This is a genomic window from Sphingobium sp. FW305-3-2-15-F-TSA7, assembly GCF_058787155.1.
This window is the reverse complement of sequence record NZ_JBYSZM010000003.1, coordinates 46,025-69,522: the sequence shown is the minus strand read 5'-3', so window position 1 is coordinate 69,522 and position 23,498 is coordinate 46,025. Positions and strand designations below refer to the sequence as shown.

General features: G+C 65.0%; 15 protein-coding genes. 9 read left to right on the top strand and 6 right to left on the bottom strand.

The window, feature by feature from the left end; translation table 11 throughout:
* Nucleotides 1–49 precede the first annotated feature (49 nt).
* Complete coding sequence (locus tag AC3WN8_RS02660; protein ID WP_492667833.1) at nt 50–997, top strand: LysR family transcriptional regulator; 948 nt, start codon at nt 50–52, stop codon at nt 995–997.
* Here AC3WN8_RS02660 and AC3WN8_RS02655 read toward each other — a convergent pair.
* The 3 genes from AC3WN8_RS02655 to AC3WN8_RS02645 all read right to left on the bottom strand — a co-directional run bounded on the left by AC3WN8_RS02655 (nt 943) and on the right by AC3WN8_RS02645 (nt 6,503).
* Nucleotides 943–2,946 (bottom strand): alpha-glucosidase, encoded by a 2,004-nt coding sequence (locus AC3WN8_RS02655; RefSeq protein WP_492667832.1) that lies wholly within the window; start codon nt 2,944–2,946, stop codon nt 943–945. The genes AC3WN8_RS02660 and AC3WN8_RS02655 overlap by 55 nt on opposite strands.
* Before the next feature lie 135 nt (nt 2,947–3,081).
* A complete protein-coding gene (locus AC3WN8_RS02650) occupies nt 3,082–5,403 on the bottom strand; it encodes a TonB-dependent receptor (protein WP_492667831.1) in 2,322 nt (773 codons plus the stop codon).
* 182 nt (nt 5,404–5,585) lie between these two features.
* Nucleotides 5,586–6,503 (bottom strand): LysR substrate-binding domain-containing protein, encoded by a 918-nt coding sequence (locus tag AC3WN8_RS02645; RefSeq protein ID WP_492667830.1) that lies wholly within the window; start codon nt 6,501–6,503, stop codon nt 5,586–5,588.
* A 118-nt stretch (nt 6,504–6,621) separates the two neighbouring features.
* Here AC3WN8_RS02645 and AC3WN8_RS02640 point away from each other — a divergent pair, with 118 nt between their 5' ends.
* The 6 genes from AC3WN8_RS02640 to AC3WN8_RS02615 all read left to right on the top strand — a co-directional run bounded on the left by AC3WN8_RS02640 (nt 6,622) and on the right by AC3WN8_RS02615 (nt 15,723).
* Nucleotides 6,622–7,386, top strand: coding sequence for a phytanoyl-CoA dioxygenase family protein (locus AC3WN8_RS02640; RefSeq protein WP_492667829.1), 765 nt, complete (start codon nt 6,622–6,624; stop codon nt 7,384–7,386).
* Between the two features lie 212 nt (nt 7,387–7,598).
* Nucleotides 7,599–8,225: an NADPH-dependent FMN reductase gene (locus AC3WN8_RS02635; RefSeq protein ID WP_492667828.1), complete on the top strand. Its 627-nt coding sequence runs from the start codon at nt 7,599–7,601 to the stop codon at nt 8,223–8,225.
* Between the two features lie 311 nt (nt 8,226–8,536).
* Entirely contained in the window at nt 8,537–9,256 is a 720-nt protein-coding gene (locus AC3WN8_RS02630; RefSeq protein WP_492667827.1) for an ImuA family protein, read from the top strand.
* Complete coding sequence (locus AC3WN8_RS02625; RefSeq protein ID WP_492667826.1) at nt 9,174–10,823, top strand: Y-family DNA polymerase; 1,650 nt, start codon at nt 9,174–9,176, stop codon at nt 10,821–10,823. The genes AC3WN8_RS02630 and AC3WN8_RS02625 overlap by 83 nt, the downstream gene beginning before the upstream one ends.
* On the top strand, nt 10,823–14,260 hold the full coding sequence (locus AC3WN8_RS02620) for an error-prone DNA polymerase (RefSeq protein WP_492667825.1): 3,438 nt from the start codon (nt 10,823–10,825) through the stop codon (nt 14,258–14,260). The genes AC3WN8_RS02625 and AC3WN8_RS02620 overlap by 1 nt, the downstream gene beginning before the upstream one ends.
* A gap of 77 nt (nt 14,261–14,337) precedes the next feature.
* Entirely contained in the window at nt 14,338–15,723 is a 1,386-nt protein-coding gene (locus AC3WN8_RS02615; RefSeq protein ID WP_492667824.1) for a M20/M25/M40 family metallo-hydrolase, read from the top strand.
* 148 nt (nt 15,724–15,871) lie between these two features.
* Here the strand turns inward: AC3WN8_RS02615 and betI are convergent, their stop codons facing one another.
* Entirely contained in the window at nt 15,872–16,480 is a 609-nt protein-coding gene (gene betI, locus AC3WN8_RS02610) for a transcriptional regulator BetI (protein WP_492667823.1), read from the bottom strand.
* Between the two features lie 142 nt (nt 16,481–16,622).
* On the opposite strand from betI, the gene AC3WN8_RS02605 reads away from it, so the two are divergent.
* Nucleotides 16,623–17,813, top strand: coding sequence for an aromatic ring-hydroxylating oxygenase subunit alpha (locus AC3WN8_RS02605; RefSeq protein ID WP_492667822.1), 1,191 nt, complete (start codon nt 16,623–16,625; stop codon nt 17,811–17,813).
* Nucleotides 17,814–17,827: 14 nt separating this feature from the next.
* Nucleotides 17,828–19,435: a phytoene desaturase family protein gene (locus tag AC3WN8_RS02600; protein WP_492667821.1), complete on the top strand. Its 1,608-nt coding sequence runs from the start codon at nt 17,828–17,830 to the stop codon at nt 19,433–19,435.
* 163 nt (nt 19,436–19,598) lie between these two features.
* Here AC3WN8_RS02600 and AC3WN8_RS02595 read toward each other — a convergent pair whose 3' ends face one another.
* Together AC3WN8_RS02595 and AC3WN8_RS02590 are read right to left on the bottom strand one after the other, a co-directional pair.
* A complete protein-coding gene (locus AC3WN8_RS02595; RefSeq protein WP_492667820.1) occupies nt 19,599–20,888 on the bottom strand; it encodes an amino acid permease in 1,290 nt (429 codons plus the stop codon).
* A 136-nt stretch (nt 20,889–21,024) separates the two neighbouring features.
* Entirely contained in the window at nt 21,025–23,424 is a 2,400-nt protein-coding gene (locus tag AC3WN8_RS02590; RefSeq protein ID WP_492667819.1) for a TonB-dependent receptor, read from the bottom strand.
* Between the last annotated feature and the right edge of the window lie 74 nt (nt 23,425–23,498).

The following is a 23,498-nucleotide window of genomic DNA, read 5'->3' as shown; positions in this document are numbered from 1 at the left end:
TGATCATGACGTTGGTAATGCAAAACAGGAATGAGATGGTGAGCATCGGATGAACCTGCGGCGCCTGCGCCACTTCGAGGCCCTGCACCGGCTGGGCAGCTATGCGCGCGCCGCCGACGAACTGGGACTGACCCAGTCGGCGCTCACCCGCAGCATCCAGAAGTTGGAGGCGGAGCTGGGTGCCGTGCTGTTCGATCGCACCACCCATTATGTGCGCGCCACCGACGATGCCGAACGGCTGATCCGCGCCGCGCGCGACGTGATCGCGGCGGCCGCCAATCTGGAACAGGAAGCGCGTGGGCTGAAACAGCCGAGCTCGGGCACCGTCCGCGTCGGCGCCGGACCCTATCCGCTCCAGCCGTTGCTGACCGACGCGATCGCGCGCTTCGCCGACGTGCATCCCGCGGTGCGCGTGACGGTGACGGGCGGTCCCTCCGATCGTCTGCTCGAGACTCTGGTCGATCGCGGTCTCGATCTCGTCGTCTGCGATCGCGCGAAATTCGCCGCCTCGGGCCATGCCGACGAAGTGCTCTGCATCCCGTTGCCGCCCGAACCGCTGATGCTGGTGTTCGCGCGCGATCATCCCCTCGCCCATGTCGAGGGGCGGCTCGATACCGCCGCCTGGCCATGGGCGCTGCCGCGTCCCGCGCCCAACAGCAATTTCCCGCGCGCGCTCCGGGTGCGTGTCGCGGCGGGCAGCTTCCCTGATTACGAACTCGATTCGACCGCCGCCTGCCTCGACATGGTGCGCGGCGGGCGCGTCATCACCGTCGTGCCGCGCTCGCTGGCGTTGTCGGCCTGTGCCGATGGTACGCTGATCGCGGTGGCGCTGCCGGCATCCGAGCAGACCCACGACGCAATCCATCTGCTGCGCAATCGCAGCCGCAGCGCGCTGGTCTCGGCTTTCGTCGCGGCGGTGCGCGCGGCGGCGCATGCGCGCGATCAGAGCTTGGCCATATCCGCGAACAGCGCGGCGTCGGGCGATCCCGCGCGGTAGAAGACCGGGGGCTGGCCGAACGGCGCGGGCACGGTCACGTCCTGCCCGCCCGCATGCGTCTCGCCGCTCCACACATGCACCCAGTCCGCACCGGCGGGCAGATAGGCTGTCCAGTCGCTGCGTCCCGCCTCGATCACCGGCGCGACCAGCAGATCGGCGCCGTAAAGATAGGCGGTCTGGATCGCGTAGCTGCGCGGATCGTCCTCGAAATGGAGGAACAGGGGGCGCTGGACAGGCAGGCCGGTTGCGACCGCCTCGTCCGACAGCTTGCGCAGATAGGGCGCCAGCCAAGCGTAGATACGCGTCATCCGCGCGAAATGGGCGAGCACCTCCGGGTCGCTGTCCATCTGCGTGTTGAGGCGCGGGCGGTTCCCTTCATGCGTGCGCATCATCGCGGTGAACGCCGCCATTTCGGACCAGCGCATCGCCAGTTCCGGCGTGCGGATCGTATCGAACAGGCTGGTATAGCCGCCGATATCGCTGTGGCTGTAGGCATTGCCGAGCAACCCGGCCGACAGCGCGGCGCAGATCACCGTGCCGATGCCGTCATGCCGGCTGAAATCGACCGACTGGTCGCCCGCCCACAGCATCGGGCAATGACGCTGCGCGCCGCTATAGCCCGATCGCATGAAGAACAAAGCCTCGCCGGTCTTGCCGCGTCCGGCCACGCCCTTCGCATTCACCTCCGCCCACAGGGCCGGCCAGGCATTGTGCGCGCGCATGCCGTCCATGCCGTTCGCCAGGCGGACGTCGGTCGGCAGATATTCGCCGAAATCGGCCATCCAGCCCGACAGCCCGAAATCGATCAGGTTGCCGCCGATGATGGTGTCGGCGAACCAGGCGGCGGCCTCCGGATTGGTGAAGTCGACATGGCCGCAGTCGAATTCGCCGAAATCGATCACATAGGGTTCGTCGGCATCGGGCCGCATCACCAGATAGCCGTTCGCCGCGGCTTCGGCATAAAGCGGCCCGTCGACCGCGAGATAGGGATTCACATAGCCCAGGAAGCGGATGCCGCGTGCGTCGAGTTCGGCGATGCGCGCCGGCAGCTCGGGATAGCGATCGGCATTCCACTGCCAGTCCCAGAACAGGCGATTGCCGAAGCTGGTGATGCGCAGCCCCACCCAATCCTCGCACCACAGCCCGGAGATCGCGACTCCCGCCGCTTCATAGGCCTTGAGCCGCTCGAAACTTTCGGCGCCGTCCTTCAGCCCGATGACCGCGCCCTTGAGCAGCCAGTCGGGCAGCGGCGGCTGGCGGCCGAACCGGTCCGACAGCGCGGTCACGATCTCGGTGAAATGCGGCCGTGCCCACAGCTCGATCCGGGCCGGCACTTCCCAGATCTCGACTTCGTGGAAGCCGGGATGGCGGAAATCGAAGGCGGCATAGGCGCTGGTATCGACATGCAGCGCGTAGCGGCGCGAACTGACCCAGGTCGGTTGCGGATAATTGGTGTGGTAATAATCGCCGCCCGCGCCCTTCTGGTCGCATTGCCAGGTGAGCAGGGTCGATTTGTCGCGGCCGACGCCCGGTTCGGAGGTCCAGAGCGGGAAATGGCGGCCGGCCATGTCGAAATAGGAGAATTGCTCGCCGCCGCCCCAGACATGCTCGCCGGGTTGGGCGGGCACGCGCAGCCACAGGCGGTTGATCGTCGGGTCGAGCGCTTCGAACGCGATCTCCGCATTGCCGCCTTTGGCCGCGATACGGAGCGCGAGCGCCCAGGGCGCGCCGTCATGCGGCGCCAGGCGGACGGTGTCGCCGTCGATTTCGGCATGGCGCAGCGCGATCCGCTCGACGACATAATCGCCGATCTCATAATGGCCGCGCGTGCCTTCGATGCTGGGCACGCCGCGACCGACGAACAGGCAGGGCGCGTCGGCACTGTGCTCGAGGATCGTCTTGTCCCCCAGCGTCAGCACGAAGCCGCCATCCTGCACCTCAAGCGTCATGCGCCATATTCCTTTCGGTTTCGGACGGGGCGACAAGCGCGGCGTGCGTGCGTCGCGCACCGATGGTTGGTGCGCATTAAGTCGCCATCGCCGCCGCGACCGGCCACGGGACGTCCTGCCCCGCGGCCCGATCGATCAGAAGTTCACACGGCCCGAGATGCCGAAATAGCGCTCGGCGTCGCGCGGCGTGATCTGGCGCATGAACGACGTGCCGTTCGGGATGCGCTGGATGACGAAATGCTTGTCGGTGAGGTTCTTGGCGATCAGCGACACGCTGTATTTCTCGTCCTTCGTCCGGAACGTGATGCCCGCATCCCAGATCGCATAGCCGTTCTGGAAGGCGTTGGGGTTCTGGTTGATGTCGAAATTGGTCTTGCTCTGATAGACCAGCGAGCTGTTCAGATCGACGTCGAACGCGTCCAGCCCCAGCGGCAGGCGCCAGTCGGCCGTCACCGTGCCCTTGTACTTGGGCGCGAAGGGCAAAGGCTTGCCGTTGATCGCCGCGGCGCAGGCGATCGCCGCGCCCGGCGGGCAGATGAACTGATTGATGTGCGCATCGGTGTAATTGAAACCGCCATTGAGCGAGAAGTCGCTGGTGATCTGCGCGTTGAAATCGAGCTCAATGCCGCGCGTCGAAACCGTGCCCGCATTGGTCAGGCGGGTGACGACCTGGCCGGCGACCAGATCGAGGAAGTTCGCCTGGTAATTGTCGTATTTGGCGTAGAAGGCGGCCAGGTTGAGCGTCAGGCGGCGATCGAACAGCCGGGTCTTCAGGCCGATCTCATAGGCGTCCGACTTTTCCGGATTGATCCGGCCGGTATCCTGCGCGCGCATGTTGAAAAACACGTTGAGCGCCGGGCCCTTATAGCCGCGCGTGTACATGCCATAGGCCATCACGTCGTCGCTCAGATCATATTGGAGCCCGGCATTGCCGGACCAGCCGCTGTCGCTGATCGATCCCGCCGCGGCGAAGCCTGGATTCACGCCCGGAAAGGCGGCCGTAGACGTGGAGGTGCGGACGAAATCATACGCCACCTTGTCATGGGTATAGCGTCCGCCCAGGATGCCGCGGAACGCGTCGGTGAAGTTGGCGGTGAGCTGTCCGAATCCCGAATAGCTCGTCAGCTTGGTCGTGAAATCGGCATTGCCCTGGTTGGTGACGAAGGTCGAAGACCCCGCGGCGCACGGCGTCAGGCCGTTGACGGTGGGCAGGGTCGACGCGGTGCACGACGTCACCGTGCGGTTGAAGAAGTCGACTTCCTTGGTCTTGTAGAAATAGACGCCCGCGACATATTCCAGGAATTGCGGCTTCGACGACGCGATGCGCAGTTCCTGGGTGAACTGGTCGAAGCTCAAATCGCCGCGATCGTGCGACAGCACGTCGCCCGATGCGGTGCCGGTATTGACGTAGCGCGGCGCATCCGACCGGAAATCGCCGTCGCGCTGCTGATAGTTGAACCAGTGGCGATAGGCGGTGATCGAGGTCAGCGTGGCGGCGCCCAGGTCGAGGTCGATCTGTGCGGACAGGCCGGCATTCTTGTCGCGCGTATAGGGATCGAGGTCGTTGTCGATATTCTTGTTGCGGCCGTTCAGCACCAGTGGCGCGAGCGAGGGGATGAAGACAGCATTGTTGAATGCGGAGCTGAAGACGGTGCCGATGCTGTCGGCATAGCCATTGTCGCTGCCCTTCGAATAATCGCCGATGATCGCGATCTTCAGGTCGTCATTGGGTTCGAAGACCAGCTTGCCGCGCACGCCCCAATGTTCGTAGCCATTGACCTTGTGGTTGTTGAACACGTTGCGGCCATTGCCGTCATATTTGGCGTAGAAACCGGTCAGCGACGCAGCGACGCCGGTGGCGAGCCCGCCGGAAACGCTGCCGCGCACGCGGAATTCATTGCCCTCATAATAGGACGCGTCGACATAGCCGCGCAGTTCGTCGCTGGGCTCGCGCGTCACGATGTTGATCACGCCGGCCGATGCGTTCTTGCCGAACAGGCTGCCTTGCGGCCCGCGCAGCACTTCGATGCGCTCGACGTCGAGGAAGTCGGAGGTCTGCTGGCCGGTGCGCGCATAGACGACGCCGTCGATCACCGTGGAAACCGAAGGCTCGACGCCCGAGGAGAAGGAGATGGTGCCGACGCCGCGGATGGAAAGCGCCGAATCCTTGTTGGTGTTGCCCTTGCGGAAGGTCAGGGTGGGCACGCGCTGGAACAGCTGCTCGGCCGAATTGACGTTGGCGCGCTCCAGCTGGGCGCCGCTGACGACGGAGATGGCGAGGGGAACGTCCTGCAGATTCTGCTCGCGCTTCTGCGCGGTGACGATGATGTCGGCGACGCCGCCGTCCTGCGCTTCGGGCGCCGCTGCGTCCTGCGCATAGGCGGTGCCGCCCGCCAGTACGATGGCGAGCACGCTCGTCAGAACCGCGCCGAGTCTTGCCTTGGAATAGGTCATCATCTTCCCCTCCTGTCGGGTCCATCCGGATCTTTGCCCGCTTGGACATGTGCCCGGGCGCGCGCGGCGCCATTAATGTCGATCGGATTGGTTGACAATACGGTCAACCCTACATCCATCAGGGAGAGTGCCCGGACCGGTCATTGCAGTCCAATCGAGATTTATCGCGTGGTCATGTCCGAATACTATGACCTTCGCGCGACAAGCGTGCGGACATCGTCGAGACAGGCGGTGGTGGCGCGCGCCACTTCGTCGTGCAGCCAGCCGACGATCTCGGGCGTGGGGCCGATATCGGGCTCGAGCAGCGCGAAATCGAGATAGATTGCGGGCGCGATCGGCCGGATCGCGACGCCCAGCCGGTTGAACAAGGGCGCGCTGAACGGCTCGGCGATCGAGACGCCCAGCCCGGCTTCGACAAAGGCGTAGAGGATCTGCGAATGCTGGGTCTCCAGCCGGCGCGACACCGGGATGCCCGCGGTCTCCAGCGCGACGTCGATGCCGTTCCACAGCGCGTCGGCCTCGTGCATCGGGCCGATGAATTCCTCGCCCGCCAGGTCGGAAACCGACAGGCGCTCGCGCTGCGCCAGCGGGTGACCGGCGGGCAGCACGCAGACATATTCGGCGCGCGCGATCATCGTCGACCGGATGCCTTCGCGCGGCGGGATCTCGACGCCGATGCCGAGATCGGCCTGGCCCAGGAACACGCGCTCCTCGATCGCGCGCTGGCCCAGCGACTCCACGGTGATCTTGATGTCGGGATAGAGGATGCGGAAACGCTGGATCACCGCGGGCAGGATCGACATCGCGATCGCAGCCAGCGCCGCGATCCGCACGGTGCCGACGGGATGCGCGCGGATGCGCCGCGCCGCCTGGTCGAGCAGGTCGAGACCGGTATAGCTGCGCCGCACCGCCTCGAACAGCGCATGCGCCTGCGGTGTCGCATGGACGCGCGCGCCGCGCCGGTCGAACAGGCGGAATCCCACGGCGCGTTCCAGGTCGGCGATCAGCCGGCTGACCGATGGCTGGCTGATGTTGAGCATCGTGGCGGCGGCGGTGATGCCCCCGCTCATCATGACGGCGCGGAACGCCTCGACCTGTCGCATGCGCATAAGCCATAGTATTCACATATGACGTGCCAGCGCAATTCGATTGGATGCGATGGACGCTCTGCGCGATGATGATGCGATCGACGGGCAGGCGCCCGCACCATGGAGAGGCATCATGGATTATTCCGCCCAGCGCGCCCAATTCGCGGCCGAGGGTTATGCGGTGTTCGAACGCGTGCTCGAAGGGCCGCTGCTCGATCTGCTGCGCGACGAATGCGGCCGCGTGATCGAACGCGAGGATGCGCGGCTCGACGCGCTCGGCGTCGAGGTCGATGGCATCAGCCACAAGGGCAAGCGCTATTTCGCGGGCGAATGCCAGCGCGTTCAGCCCGAATTGCGTGTCATGCTGTTCAGCGAGACGATGGCCGATATCTGTCGTGCGACTTTGGGTGACGACGCCTATTTCTTCTACGACCAATATGTTGTGAAGGGCGCGGACAAGGGCATGCCGTTCAGCTGGCACCAGGATTCGGGCTATGTCGTCGGCAATGGCGGCCCGCCCGATCACAAACCCTATCTCACCTGCTGGTGCACGCTCGACGACACGACCGTCGCCAACGGCACCGTACGTATCCTGCCTTTCTCGCAGGTGCCCGCCACGCGCGACGGCATCGTGCCCCATGAACGCCAGCCGGGCAGCAACGATCTGGTCGGCTATGACGGCGATGCGCAAGGCGTGACGCTGGAAGTGCCGGCGGGCAGCGTCGTCGCTTTCTCCAGCCTGGCGCTCCATGCCACCGGATCGAACACCACATCGAAGATGCGTCGCGTCTATCTGGCGCAATATTCTCCCGAGCCGATCCTCAATCCCGGCACCAACCATCTGCGGCGCAATGCGATCGCGTTCCTGCGCGGCGGGCGTCAGGTGACGGTCGGCTGAAGCTCGTTTGAGAAAGCGCGGAAGAGCGCTTTCTTGAAGCGGTACCGGCCCGCTCCCCCGCCCAACCTCCCGACAGGATCATACTGCATCGGGAGGTTGGGCGGGGGAGCGGGCCGGTACCGCCTTTCCCAAACGAACTCTTATCGCTTGCGCTTGGCGTGGCGATGTTTCACCGGGCGTGCGACGGACACTCAGCAAGGGAGGCTGCGCGCATGGTCGATACACCGTTGATCGTCGGACTGGGCGGAACGGGAACGCCCAACAGCTCGTCGGAGAAGCTGCTGCGCCGCGCGCTCGATCGCTGCGCCGCGCATGGCGCCGAAACGCTGATGTTCGATGGCTCGGCGCTCGACATCCCGATGTATGCCCCCAGCGAAAGCGCGCGTGACGAAAAGACGCTGGCGCTGATCGCCGGCCTGCGCCGCGCCAACGGCATCATCATCGCCTCGCCCGGCTATCACGGCACTGTATCGGGCCTGATCAAGAATGCGCTCGATTATGTGCAGGACATGGCGGAGGACGAGGCCGTCTATTTCGAGGGCCGCGCCGTCGGCCTGATCGCCGCCGCGGCGGGCTGGCAGGCGACGGGCACCACGCTCGCCACCCTGCGCTCGATCACCCATGCGCTGCGCGGCTGGCCGACGCCGATGGCGGTGGCGGTCAATTCGATGGTGCCGGTCTTTGGCCAGGACGGCACGATCACCGACACCGGCATCGCCAACCAGCTCGACATATTGGCGCATCAGGTGGTCAGCTTCGCGCGGATGCGCGCGCTCCACGAATTGTCGCTGCAACAGGCGGACGGCGAACGCGAAGCGGATCGCGCCGGCGCCGAGTGATTTGGGCCATGGCGGCCTGCGAACGGCATCGATCTGCGCTTCCGGTGCTCACGTACTGAAGTACGCTGCGCGCCGGTTCTCGATCGACACCATTCTCGGCTCGCCCTGACCCAAATCCCTCCCAATTTCGTCTACCTTTCCGTGTCATTCCCGCGCATGCGGGAATCCAGAGTCGTAGAGCTCGATGACCGACATCTCCTGGATTCCCGCATGCGCGGGAATGACACGGAGGGGCATTTGCCATGCAGCAAACTTGACTCTCGTCGCGTTCCGGCGAGAATAGAACAAATCATGAACAATCCGGACCTGCCGTGTCCACGCGCCATGCCTTGCTGCCCGCAGAGATCGATGAAGAATCGCCGGAAAACCACGCCTCCGCGACAGAGGCATTTGCCGCGGCGGTGGCGCTTCAGCCGCGACTCGTCGAAATCTTCGCCGAGTCGCGCGACGCGGCGGGCAGCGGTTTCGTCCTTGCCCAGCTTGGTGGCGCGTTGCGATCGGGCACGATCCTCTGGGTGCAGGATCGTGTCGTGCTGCGCGATCATGGCCGGCCCTATCCGCATTGGTGTCGCTCCGGATCGGGAAAGGGCAGCGCCGGCATCGTCCATGTCGTCGCGCGGGATGCCGGCCAGGCGCTGTGGGCGATGGAGGAGGGGCTGAGATGCGCCGAGCTCTCCGCCGTGATCGGCGAGGTGGCGGGCAATCCGCGCGCACTCGATTTCACCGCCACGCGCCGGCTGGCGGTGGCCGCAGAACGCTTCGGCGTGCCTGCCTTGCTGCTGCGGCTGGGATCGCAGGCCGATCTGAGCGGCGCGCGGATGCGCTGGCGCGCGCAAAGCCGGCCATCGTTGATGCCTCGCTGGAACGCTGCTGCGCCGGGCATGCCGGTCTGGTCGCTGGAGCTGTTCCGTGCACGGGGGCCACGGCCCGGGCAATGGGATGCCGCTTATGACCGGGCGGCGGATCGCCTCGATCTGGTTTCCCCGCTTCGCGATCCAGCGCTGGGCGAGGGGCAACGAAGACGCGGCTAGGGCGGGGCCAATAGGGCTTGTCTCGGAGGGCGCACACGGCATCCTGATCGATGCGGTCAACGCCCAGGCGCGCGACGGCGGCGCCCGACCCGGGCAGCGGCTGGCCGATGCCCGGGCCGCCTTGCCGACACTTGCCGTCTGGCCGTCGGACAAACCCGGTGACGTTGCGGCGCTCGACCGGCTTTGCCGCTGGTCCGAACGCTGGTGCCCCTTTGTCGCGATCGACGGCAGCGACGGGCTGCTGCTCGACATCACGGGCGCGGCGCATCTCTTCGGCGGCGAAGCCCGGCTGACGGCCGAGATGCGTGCACGTTTCCGCAGGGTGGGGCTGACCGCACGCATCGCGATTGCGCCCACGGTGGGGGCCGCCTGGGCGCTGGCGCGCTATGCTTCAACCTCACCGTTCGGACTGAGCCTGTCGAAGTCCTGTCCTTCTGGGGCATCGGCGCCAAAAGAAAGGGCAGGACTTCGACAGGCTCAGTCCCAACGGAGTGAGGGGCGGACTCCGAACACGATCTGCCCGCCCGAAGCACTCGCCGCCACGCTCGGCCCTTTGCCCGTCTCCGCGCTCAGGCTCGACGACGACACCGTGCTGTTGCTCGGCCGGCTCGGCCTCAAGACCATAGCCGCGCTTGCCGAAATCCCGACGCTCGGCCTCGCCCGCCGCTTCGCGCGCGCCGATGGTCCCTGGGCCGATCCGCCGTTGCGGCTGGCCCAGGCGTTTGGACGGACCGAGGAACCGGTCAATCCGGCGGTCCACGCACCGGTGCCCCGCGTGATGCGCCGCGTCGTCGAACCGGTGCTGCATGTGCCGATTCTCGAACCTTTGGTGGTCGAGATGGCGGAGGCTCTGTGCCGCCAGCTTGCCGAGCGCCATGCCGGGGCTCGGCATCTCGGCTTCCAGGCGTTTCGTGTCGATGGCGACGTACAATTGCTCGAAGCACGCACCAGCCAGGCGATGCGCGATCCCCGGCATATGGTCCGTCTGTTCGCCGAACGGTTCGAGACGCTCGATGCCGGCTTCGGTTTCGACGCCTTCGCGCTCACCGCCTTGTGGCACGAACCGCTCGATCCGGCACAGGCCGGGCTGATCGAGGCCGAGCATGATGCGACCTCGCTTGCACGGCTGATCGACCGGCTGAGCGCACGGATCGGCCCTGGCAATGTGCGGGTGCCGCTGCTGGTCGAAAGCCATCTGCCCGAACGCGCGCTGAGCTGGCAGCCGGCGCTGGGTGCGGCATCGGTCCGGACCGTGCCGCCCCCGATCACGCCCGAACGCCCGATCCGCCTGTTCGATCGGCCGGAGCCGATCGGCGTCACCTATGCGACGCCGGAGGGCGAGCCGCGCCTGTTCCAGTGGCGCCGCAAGCAGCACCGGATCGTCAAGGTGGAGGGGCCCGAACGCATCGCACCCGAATGGTGGCGCGAACGGTCGACAACGCGGTTGCGCGACTATTATCGGGTCGAGGATGATGCCGGCGCGCGCTTCTGGATCTATCGCAACGGGCTGATCGATGACGGGCGCGGCGGGATACCCGACTGGTATCTCCACGGGCTGTTCGCCTGATGCCCGATACGCCGCTCTCGCCCGGCATGCACGTCCTTGCCATCAACAAGCTGCCGGGCTTCGTGCCCAATCCGCCCGCGGCTTATGTGGAGCTTGGCGTCACGACGCCATATTCCTTCTTGCGCGGCGCATCGCCGGCCGTTCACCTTGCCGAACGGGCCTATCGGCTTGGCTATCACGCACTGGGCGTCGCCGATCGCAACACCATGGCGGGGGTGGTGCGGATGGATATGAACCTGCGCGGCGGAGGTATTCGACCGGTGATCGGCTGCCGGCTCGATCTGGTCGATGCCCCGTCCTTCCTGGCCTATCCCAGGGACCGTGCGGCCTATGGCCGGCTCTGCACTTTGCTGTCGCGCGGCAAGATGCGCGACCTCGCCGGCGAATGGCAGGCCAAGGGCGAATGCCATCTGACGCTCGAGATGCTGGCCGCGCATGGTGAGGGTGTGCAGCTCATCGTCATCCCCCCGGATGATCTCGACGGTTTCAGCGCGGAGCTTGCCCGGCTGACCGGGATGCTGCCGACGCTGAGACATATCGCTGCCGCCTATCTCTATCGCGGCGACGACAAGGCGCGGATCAACCGGCTCGACGCCATCGCGCAGACGCATCGCCTGTCGATCCTCGCGACTAACGACGTCCACTATGCCACGCCCGATCGCCGGCCGCTGCAGGACGTGATGACCTGCATCCGCGAAAAGACCACGATCGCGCGCGCCGGCTTCCTGCTTCACGCCAATGCGGAGCGGCATCTGAGATCGCCTGCGGAAATGATCGAGTTGTTCCGACGCTGGCCGCACGCGATCGCGGCGACACGTGCGATTGCCGATGCGTGCCGATTTGCGCTGCAGGAGTTGCGCTATGAATATCCCGACGATCCGATCCCGGAGGGACGGACGCCGCAGCAGCATCTCGAAGTGCTGACCCGGGAGGGAATGAAGTGGCGTTATCCCGATCGTCCGCCGGAAAAGGTCGAGGCGGCGATCCACAAGGAGCTCGATCTGATCCGTCGGCTCGACATCGCCCGTTATTTCATCACGGTGCACGATATCGTCGCTTTCGCACGGGGCCTGGATCCGCCGATCCTGTGCCAGGGCCGGGGCTCGGCCGCGAACAGCGCGGTCTGCTATTGCCTCGGCATCACCAATGTCGATCCCGCCAATGTGTCGCTGCTCTTTGAGCGCTTCATTTCAGTCGAGGAACGCGAAGATGGCAGCGTGCGCTGCGACGCACCCGATATCGATGTCGATTTCGAGCATGAGCGCCGCGAGGAAGTCATCCAGCATATCTATAATCGCTACGGTCGCGACCATGCCGGGCTGTGCGCCACCGTGATCCATTATCGCCCGCGCAGCGCGGTGCGTGAAGTGGGCAAGGCGATGGGGCTGAGCGAGGACATCACCTCGGCGATGGCGCGCACCGTCTGGGGAAGCTGGGGCAGCGAGGTCGACGAACTCAAGGTGAAGGAAGCCGGGCTCGACCTGTCCGATCCCGTGCTCCGCCGCGTCATCGCGATCACCAACCAGCTCATGGAGCTGCCGCGTCACCTCTCCCAGCATGTCGGCGGCTTCATCCTGACGCGCAATCCGCTGATCGAGAACGTCCCCATCGGCAACGGTGCGATGGCCGATCGCAGCTTCATCGAATGGGACAAGGACGATATCGACTATCTGGAGCTGTTGAAGGTCGATGTGCTCGCGCTCGGCATGCTCACCTGCATCCGCAAGGCCATCGTCATGATCGAGGAGACGCATGGCGAGCATTACGACCTCGCCAATATCCCGCCGGATGACGAGACCGTCTACGACATGCTGTGCATGGGGGAATCGCTCGGCGTGTTCCAGGTCGAGAGCCGCGCGCAGATGAACATGCTGCCCCGGCTCAAGCCGCGGACATATTATGATCTGGTCGTCGAGGTTGCGATCGTCCGCCCCGGCCCGATCCAGGGCGATATGGTGCATCCTTATCTCAGGCGGCGGAACGGCATCGAGAAAGTGGAATATCCCTCACCATCACCTGACAGGGGGCCGCCGGACGAGCTGGAGAGAATCCTGAAGCGAACGCTCGGCGTGCCGATCTTCCAGGAACAGGCGATGCAGATCGCGATGGATGCCGCCGAATTCTCGCCCGAGGAAGCGACCGAACTCCGCCGTGCCATGGCAACCTTCCGCTCGCGCGGCACCATCGGCAAGCTTGAGGAAAAGATGGTCGGCCGCATGATCGGTCGCGGCTATGATCCCGACTTCGCGCGGCGCTGCTTCGATCAGATCAAGGGTTTCGGCGATTACGGCTTTCCCGAAAGCCATGCCGCCAGCTTTGCGCACCTCGTCTACGTGTCGAGCTGGATCAAATGCTATTATCCCGACGTCTTTGCGGCGGCCTTGCTCAACTCCCAGCCCATGGGCTTCTACGCGCCAGCCCAGATCGTCCGCGATGCGAAAGAGAATGGAGTGGAGGTTCTCCATCCTGACGTGAACATGAGCGAGTGGGACAACAAGCTGGAGCCGATAGGGCTGTTGCGCGATCACCGGCCGCATTACCCCCCGGCTGCATCGATTTTCTCCAGATGGAAAGGGGACAGGGACGCGACGATGCGCGAAGGCGGGCCGCGCATACGCTACGCCTTGCGCCTCGGCTTTCGCCAGATCGACGGCATCGGCGAGGATGTCGCCCAGGCGATCATGCAGGCACGCGATATCCCCTTCGCCGATGTCGAGGATCTGAAGGCGCGATCGCGCATCCATGTCGCCGCGATCCGCAAGCTGGCGGCGGCGGATGCCTTTCGCTCGATGGGGCTCGATCGCCGCCAGGCGCTCTGGGACAGCCGCGTGCTTCGCCAGGCGCCCGACCTGCCGCTCTTCGCCTTTGCCGAAGCGCGCGACGAAGGCGTGGAGGCGCAGCCCGTCGTCCTGCCTCAGACGCCGCTCGCGGAGCATGTCGTCTCGGACTATCAGACGCTCCGCCTGTCGCTGAAGGCGCATCCGCTCGAATTCCTGCGCGGCCATTACGACCATCGTCGCTTCGCGCGGAACGACCGGCTGGCGATGATGAAATCGGGCAGCAAGGTCGCGGTCTCCGGCCTCGTCCTTGTCCGCCAGCGGCCCGGCACCGCGAGCGGCGTGTGTTTCATCACGCTGGAGGATGAGACCGGTATCGCCAATCTTGTCGTCTGGCCCAAGGTCTTCGATCAATATCGCAAGGTGGTGATGACCGCGCGGCTGATGGAGGCGCGCGGCTATGTGCAGACCGACGAAAATGTCGTCCATGTCGTGGTGCAGGAACTGGCCGACGCCACCGGCACGCTGGCCGCCCTGTCCGACGATCTGCTCCGCGCCGAGGTCGCACGCGCGGACCATGTCGTGAAGCCCCTGCCCGTGGGGCTGCACCGCCATCCCCGCAATGTCAGCATCATCCCAAAGTCGCGCGATTTCCATTGAGCGCTTTCCCACAAAGCACTGGCAATCCCCCGCATCAGCCGACACAAGATCATCGATAAACGGATATGGAGATCGGCATGCGACGGATCATCGGGGGAACGGCACTGGCATTGGCGCTGGCCTGGGGCACCGCCGCATCGGCCAAGCCGCCCACGCCCGCACAGGTCGATCAGGCCAAGGACATCCTCAAGAAATCGATCGGCTATCAGACTGTCGAGGGACGCGGACAGACCGTCACCTATGCGGAATATCTCGCCTCGGTGCTCAAGGCCGCCGGCTATGCCGACAGCGACATCGTCATCACCCCGATGGGCAACACCGCGACCTTGGAAGTCACGCTCAAGGGTACGACCGATGCCAAGCCGATCCTGCTGTCGGTCCATATGGACGTGGTGGAGGCCAAGCCCGCCGACTGGGCGCGCGATCCCTTCACCGCGGTGGAGGAGAATGGCTATATCTACGGGCGCGGTGCCGAGGACAATAAATACGACCTCTCGATGATCGTCGCGACGCTCGCCCGCCTCAAACAGGAAGGGTTCAAGCCCAGGCGCTCGATCATCCTCGCCGCTTCGGGCGACGAGGAAAGCGCCATGGTCACCACCCGTGCGCTCGCCAAGAAGCTGGCGGGTGCGGAGATGGTGCTCAACGGCGATGGCGGTGGCGGCATGCTCGGCCCGGACAACAAGCCGATCGTCTACACGCTCCAGGCCGGCGAAAAGACCTATGCCGATTTCCAGGTCACCATCACCGATCCCGGCGGTCATTCGAGCGCGCCGACCCCCGGCAATCCGATCTATCGCCTGTCGCGCGCGCTGGTGCGGCTGGGCGATTATAAATTCCCCAACATGATCAACGAACTCACCCGCGCATCGCTGGCCGCTGCGAGCAAGCAGGTTGGCGGCGACGTCGGCGCGGCCATGGCCCGCTATGCCGCCGACCCGCACGATACCGCCGCGGCGGACATCATCGCTTCGAAACCCGAATATGTCGGCCAGATCCGCACCACCTGCACCGCCACCATGTCGAACGCCGGCCATGCCGAAAATGCGCTGCCGCAGCGTGCGAACGCCAACGTCAATTGCCGGATTTTCCCCGGCATCTCGATCGATGCGGTGAAGGCGGAACTGACCAAGGTCATCGCCGATCCCACCGCCGTGATCACCGTCGATCCCGACACCACGGCAAGCGACGCCTCGCCGCTGCGCAAGGATGTGGTCGACGCCGTCACGCGCGCGGTGCGCGTGCGCTATCCGGGGCTGGCAGTGACGCCCAGCATGTCGGCGGGCGCCACCGACAGCCTCCATTTCCGCGCTGCCGGCATTCCCAGCTACGGGGTCTCCGCCCTGTTCATGCGATCGGAAGACGGCTTCGCCCACGGCCTCAACGAACGCGTGCCCGTCGCGGGCATCGGCGGGGCGCTCGACCAATGGCATTCGGTGCTGACGGAATTGGGAAGCAAATAGACGGGCGACCCGATAGCCGTTCGCTTCGAGCGCAGGTTCGAGCCTGTCGAGAACCTGCGCTCGAGAAGTCCGGCGCAAGGCTTCTCGACGGGCGCGTCTCGACAAGCTCGACGCTGCTCGAAGCTAACGGATGAGTGCTTTCTCATCCTCAATCGAGGCTGTCGCCTGCCAGCAGCGCGTCGAGCCATCGCACCGCCATCGCGCTTGCCTGTTCGGCGGTGAAGGTCGTGGGGTCGAGCGTGAGCTCGAGCCATAGTCCGTCGACCAGCGCCGTCAGCGCGATCGCCGCCGAGCGGCATTGCGCCCGTTCAAGTCCGCATGCCGACAGCAGCGCCTCCAGTTCCGCGCGATAACCCGTGTAGGTCTCGGTATGGATCGCCGCGATCGCCGCGTCGGTCTTGACCAGGCTCCAGAATGCGAGCCAGGTCGCGAGCAGCGCCGGATCCGCCACCGGCGGCCGGAAGCTTGCCGTGACATAGGCAATCAAGCGCGCGCGCGGGTCGGGCCCTGCCGCTGCCACGGCCGCCGCATGCGCATCGCCGACGGTGGCGGCCGCGGTGCGATAGGTCTCGGCGATCAGCGCATCGACGCCGTCGAAATAATGGCGCAAAAGTCCGGCGGAGACGCCGGCCCGCATGCAGATCGCGCGCACCGATGTGCCGGCGATCCCCGTTTCGGCAAGCGATGCCGCCGTCGCCTCGATCAGCGCCTGACGGCGGGTATCGGCATCTTCGCGGGTAAAGACTGCTCTCGTCATCTGGTCTCCTAGACCTTTATCACGTCAGGCTGAATCAGCCGGACGTGGGAATCAAGGTCTCAGCTCTTGGGGCGATTGCGCGGCGAAAGGAGTTGACGTGGAACCGAGTTAATTTTACAAGTGTATAACAAGGAGCCGCCCCATGCACAGTGTTTCGCCAGCACCATTGCACAATTCCGATCCGGATGCAGACTGGAGCCTGCCGGCCTGGACCTATTCGGATCCGGAATTCTTCTCGGTCGAGATGCAGCGGGTGATGCGGCCGAGCTGGCAGGTGGTCTGCCATGTCAGCGACGTGCCTGGCGTCGGCGACTATCACACGCTCGAATATCTCGGCGAAAGCGTGGTGGCGATCCGCGGGCAGGACGATGTCGTACGCGCCTTCACCAATGTTTGCCGCCATCGCGGCGCGCGGTTGCTCGACAGCCCGTCGGGCTGCGCCAAGAAGCTGGTCTGCCCCTATCATGCCTGGGCCTATGATCTGGATGGCAAGCTCACCGGCGTGCCGATGAAGGCAAGCTATCCGGCACTCGATCAGGAGAGGCTGGGCCTGGTGCCGGTCGACCTCGAGATCTGGCGGGGCTTCATCTTCGTCCGGCTCGAGGATGATGGCGGCCCGACCGTCGCGGAGATGATGGCGCCCTATGCGCACGAAGTGGAGCCCTACCGGTTCGAGGATCTGCGCGCCTTCGGCCGCGTCACCCTGCGTCCGCGCCGGGTGAACTGGAAGAATGTCGGCGACAATTATTCCGACGGGCTCCACATCGCGGTTGCGCATCCCGGGCTCAAGCGGCTGATGGGCAATGGCTATGGCGTCGAGGCGCAGGCGCATGTCGACAAGATGTGGGGGCCGATCGTTGATCGCGCGTCCGCCAATCCGTCGGAGCGCGCCTATCAGAAATACCTGCCGAACGTGCCGCATCTCTCGGCCGACCGGCAGCGGCTCTGGACCTATTTCAAGCTCTGGCCGAACGTCGCGTTCGACATCTATCCCGACCAGGTCGATTTCATGCAGTGGCTGCCCGTCTCCCCCACCGAGACGCTGATCCGCGAGATCGCCTATGCCGTGCCCGACGATCGCCGCGAGATGCAGGCGGCGCGCTATCTCAACTGGCGGATCAACCGCCAGGTCAATGCCGAGGACACCTGGCTGATCGAGCGCGTGCAGGACGGCATGGCCTCCGAAAGCTTCACCGTCGGCCCGCTTGGGCAAAGCGAGGTCGCGCTCCGCAATTTCTGCGGACGCATCCGCAATCTCATTCCCGAGGCGCGGATGCATCGCAAGCCTGCCATGGGCTGGAGCCAGCGGGCAGCGGTTTCACCGGTCAATTGAAGGGGGCTCGATAGATGAGCAGGAAATACGACGCCGTCATCATCGGGGCCGGGCATAACGGCCTGGTCTGCGCCTTCTACCTCGCGCGCGCGGGGCTAAAGGTCCGCCTGGTCGAGGCACGCGATGTCGTCGGCGGCGCCGCCGTCACCGAGGAATTCGCGCCCGGCTTCCGCAACTCGGTGGCCAGCTATACCGTCAGCCTGCTTCAGCCCAAGGTGATCGCGGACATGAAGCTCGCCGATCACGGCTATCGCGTGATCGAGCGGCCGATCTCCAACTTCCTGCCCCAGGACGACGGCGGCTATCTCAAGCTCGGCGGCGGGCTGGAAAAGACCCAGGCCGAATTCCGCAAGTTCAGCGATCACGATGCCGCGGTACTGCCGGCTTATTATGAATCGCTCGAGAATGTGGCCGAGGTGCTGCGCGATCTGGCGCTGAAGTCGCCACCCAATATCGGCGACGGGTTCAAGACGCTGATCGACGGCGCGCGCCAGGGCAAGCGCCTGGCGAAGATGCCGATCGAACAGCAGCGCGACGTGCTCGACCTGTTCGTGAAATCGGCGCGGACCTTCCTCGATTCATGGTTCGAAAGCGAAGCGGTGAAGGCCGCGTTCGGCTTCGACGCCGTGGTCGGCAACTATGCCAGCCCCGATACGCCGGGCTCCGCCTATGTGCTGCTCCACCACGTCTTCGGCGAAGTGAACGGTAAGAAGGGCGCCTGGGGCCACAGCATCGGCGGCATGGGGGCGATCACCCAGATCATGGCCAAGGTCTGTGAGGCGCTGGGTGTCGAGATCAGCCTGGAATCGCCGGTTGCGCGCGTGCTCGTCGATGGCGGCAAGGCCGTCGGCGTGAAGCTGGTCGGCGGCGAGGAAGTGATGGCGGACAGCGTCATCGCCAATGTCGGGCCCAAGTTGCTCTATGAGCGGCTGATGGATCCCTCGGATATCGGCCCGGAATTCCTCAAGCGCTCAAAGGCGTTCAAGGCGGGATCGGGCACCTTCCGGATGAATGTCGCGCTCAGCGAACTGCCGCGCTTCTCCAGCCTGCCCGAGCCGGGCGAGCATCTTCAGAGCGGCATCATCCTGGCGCCGACGCTCGACTATATGGATCAGGCCTTCATCGATGCGAAGGCGCATGGCTGGTCGAAGAAACCGATCGTCGAAATGCTGATCCCCTCGATCGTCGACGACAGCCTGGCGCCCCCGGGTTGCCATGTCGCCAGCCTGTTCTGCCAGCAATTCGCGCCTGTCCTGCCCGACGGCCGCGACTGGGATGATGAGGAGGATGCCGCGGCCGAGGTGATCCTCGACACCGTCGAACATTATGCGCCGGGTTTCCGCGCCTCGATCGTCGGCACGACCAAGCTTTCGCCCAAGGGGCTGGAACGCAAGTTCGGGCTGGTCGGCGGGGACATCATGCATGGCCATATGTCGCTCGATCAGCTCTGGTCCGCGCGCCCCGTGCTCGGCAACGCGGCGTATCGTGGCCCGCTCAAGGGTCTTTATATGTGCGGCGCCGGCACCCATCCCGGCGGCGGCGTCACCGGCGCCCCCGGCCACAACGCCGCGCGCGAGATTCTGGCCGATCGCAGCTTCTTCGGGCGACTGCTGCGGGGGTAGGAGGGGGCTCCTGAACCGTTCGTCCCGAGCGAAGTCGAGGGACGCGGCACGAGGCCCAACGTCCCTCGACTTCTACGCGTAGCGGAGAAGCCTGTCCTGAGCGCCTGCCTTAGCAGGCAGTCGAAGGGCTCGACACAAACGGATTCCGTAATGACGCGTAGGCCTACGCCGCCCTGCGCGCCCACCAGTAAAACGGCAACCCGCTGGCCATCAGCACGAAGCTCAGCCCGCTGACCCAGATGCCCGCGCCCCACAGCGCCCAGAGCGAATAAAGCGCGCCGATCGCGGCGATCGGGATCGCGACGCGCAGCTTCAGTCCGGCGCAGGCCACGGCAAGATAGAGCCAGAGCGTCGCCGATGTCGAAAGCAGCGCGAGATAGGTGAACAGGTCCGCCATCGCGCGGTTCGAATTGATCAGCACGAATGCCGAGGCGAGTATGCTCGACAGGATCAGCGCGCGCACCGGGGTGCCGCGCGCGTCGGTGGCGCCGAACCAGCCCGGCAGCAGCCCCCGTCGCGCTAGCGCCAGCGGCTGTTCGCCCTGCATCAGCACCCAGCCATTGAGCGCTCCCAGTGCACTGATCGCGGCGAACAGGCCGATCAGCAATGCCGGCCCGTCGGACCAGAAGCGTGCGACGAAGATCTGGAAGGGGGCGTCCGATCCCGCGACTTCGCTTGCCGGCAGCATCAGCGCGATGCCCGAACAGATCAGCAGATAGATGAGTCCGGTCAGCAACGTACCCAGCATCGTCGCGCGCGGCACGTTGCGATCGGGATTCTCGACCTTGGCGGCTGCGACCGCGCAGCTTTCGAACCCGAGCAGCGCGAACAGGGTGAGCGTAGCCGAGGCTGTGATGGCGGAGATCGAGAGGCCTTGGGTGGGAAAGGGGGCGATGGCCTCGCTCCCTTCGCGACCCAGCACCAGCGCCATGATCACCAGCACGACGACGACCGGCACCAGCTTCAGCGCCATGGTGACGATCTGGAAGATGCCGGCCGAGCGTGCGCCGCGCAGGTTGATCAGCGTGACCGCCCAGAGCAGCCCGACCGCGAGCAAGCCGGGCAGATGCCGCGTCGTCCCGATCGCGGGCACGAAGATGCTGATATAGCTGACCGCGGCGACCGCGATGGTGACGTTGGCGGCCCAGATCGAGACCCAATAGCTCCAGCCGATCAGGAAGCTCGTCGTTCGCCCGAACGCGGCCTCGACAAAGCCCGATGGGTCGCGCGCTTCGGGTCGCGCGCGCGTCAGCCGGGCGATCACCAGCGCCAGTGCCAGCGCACCGCCGATCGTCAGCATCCAGCCGAACACCGCGTTCCAGCCATAGGGCGCCAGGCTGGCGGGAAGCAGGAACATGCCCGATCCGATCATATTGCCCATGACCAGCGCCAGGCACATCGGGAAGGACAGGCCGCGTGGGGCGGCGGGTATCGATTGCGGCGATTCTGTCATCGGGAAGCGTGCGTCAATTCATATCCCCTTCCCGAGACCCCTTCTGAAGGGGGTAGGGCATGCACATATTCTGTTCTTGTTCGTCACCTCTTGATCGTCATCCCGGCGAAAGCCGGAATGACGCAAGAGGCCCCACTCAGAACTTCGTCCCGATCTTCAGCCCGATCGTCCGCGGTTGGGCGACGATCGTGTAGATCTTCGGTCCGATCACCGTCTTCCCTTCCGGATCGCCGCAGATATTCTCCCCGCACTGGATGGTCTTGCCCAGCGCCCCGTTCTTGTCGAACAGGTTGCGTACGAACACCTCGGCCGACCAGTGCGAGCCCTCGACGCCCAGCGACATATCCGCCGTGGCATAGGAGGGCAGGTCGCCGATGATGTCGCGTTCGGTCAGGCGCAGGTCGGTCGTCCGCCGGCCTTCATAGACCGCACTCGCCTGGAAATGGCCCTTCATGTCGCCCAGCGGGAATTCGTAGCGTGCCAGGATATTGCCTTTGAACTTCGCGGTGATCGGCAGCCGCGTGCCGCTTGGCGCGAGCGTCTCGTTGCCGGCCGGAACGCACGTCTTGAAATTGACTGCGGTCTTGCAGAAGTCGCGGACGATCTTGGCGTCGTTATACGAAGCACCGGCACTGAAGGTCAGTTGCGACGAGACGCGGAGGAACGCGTCGAGCTCCGCGCCGCGGATGCGGGCGTCGCCGGCGCTGCGGATTTCGGTCAGGCCGTTGGCGCCCAGGAAGGATAGCTGGATGTCGGTCCAGTCGAGCTGGTAGATCGCGCCGTTCAGACGGAAACGATTGTCCGCCCAGCTCGTCTTGAAACCCAATTCCCAATTGTCGATGAAATCGGCCTGATAGGGCGGCAGCGTGCCGCGGCGGTTGATGCCGCCCGGGCGATAGCCGCGCGAATGCGTGGCATAGACCATCGCGTCGGGGGTGACCTTGTAGGTCAGGTTGAGCTTGTGGAGGAAGTCGGTGTCCTTCGTCCGCTTGTCCAGATTGGTACAGGGGCTGCCCGCGACGATCGGCGGGCCGAAGCACTGGCGGACACCGGTGCTGCCATAGGCGCTCGCATAGCCGAAGAAACCGACCAGCGAATTGTCGTATTTGTAGATGCGCGTGCCCATGGTCGCGCTGAGCTTGTCGGTGATATCGGCGGTGATCTCGCCGAACACCGCATAGTCGCGGTCGACGCGAAGCTGCTTGGTCAGCCAGATATTGCTGGCCGTTCCCGGCACGGTGATGTCGTCGGCGATATTGTCGACGATGTAGTTCTGCTCGATATTGTGCGTCTGGCGCTGGTAGAAGAAGCCGCCCACGAAGCGGACGCGTTTGTCCGCCGGCGAGTTGAAGCGCAGTTCGTGGCTTTGCTTGGTGAAGCGGTCATCCGACTGGATATATTGGTTGGGATTGACCGGATTGCCCGCATTGTCGACGAAATAGGCGCCGTATCCGGAAAGCGCGTCGTAGAAATAGGCATATTCGGAATAGTCGGATGAGCCCGATACGCGGCGCTTGAGATAGGCGCCGGCATAGGTGACGTCCCACGATCCGATCTTGCCCTCGATGGTGAGGGCCGCCTGCCACCAGCGATCGTTGAAATGCTCGGGATTATATTGCTGCACCTGCAGCTTGCCGAGGCCCGATTCCTGGCCGAAGATGCCATGGCTCTTCTGCTTCTGGCCCATCACCTGCGGCGTAAGCGTCCAATTGTCGTCCAGGTCGATCTTGAGCGCGGCGCGGCCGCCATAGGTCTCGACGTCGTTATAGTCCTTCTCGACGAAAGGCGCGTTGCTCATCGCGACGCCCGATGTCGGGAAGTGGAGCGTGCCGGGGATATTGTCGATATAGCCGGCATCCTTCTTGTACCAGCCGACAAAGCGTGCCGCGATGTCGGGCGATACCGGCACGTTGACGAAGCCCTCGGCGATATAGCCCTCGCCGCCATGCGCCACCGTGTTCACCTCGGCGTCGAAGGCGCCGTAGAAGCCCGATGTGTCGGGCTTGTTGGTGATGATCCGGATCGTGCCCGCCTGGCTCGACGATCCGTAGAGCGTGCCTTGCGGACCCGCGAGCGCCTCGACGCGCGCGATATCGTAGATATGGATGTCGAGCGCACCCTGGATCGTCGTGATCGGCTGCTCGTCCAGATAGGTGCCGACCGAGGGCTGCGACGCCGAGTGGTTGGCGTTCTCGCCGCTGGCGACGCCGCGGAAATAGACGTTCGACGCGCCCGGCCCGAGCGTCTGGAAACTGACGCTCGGCAGATAGCGGGCATAATCGTCGAAATCGGTGACCTGTAGCTGGTCGAGCTTCTCGGTGCTCATCGCGGTGATCGCGATCGGCACGTCCTGCAGATTCTCGCTGCGCTTCTGTGCGGTGACGACGATCTCGTCCATGGCCGGCCCGGTCTCGGCCGCTTGCGGCGCATCCTGCGCGAAGGCCGCGCCGCTGGTGCACAACATGGTCGATCCGAGCAGCGCGAGTGCTGCGCCGCGAACGGTGGTGGCGATGATGGGATTGGTCACGCGCGTCATGTCGATGCCCCCTGTCCATTGACTCCAGACCTGGACATGAAACTGAGTGGCTTTCCGAAACCGGTCAATTCGTA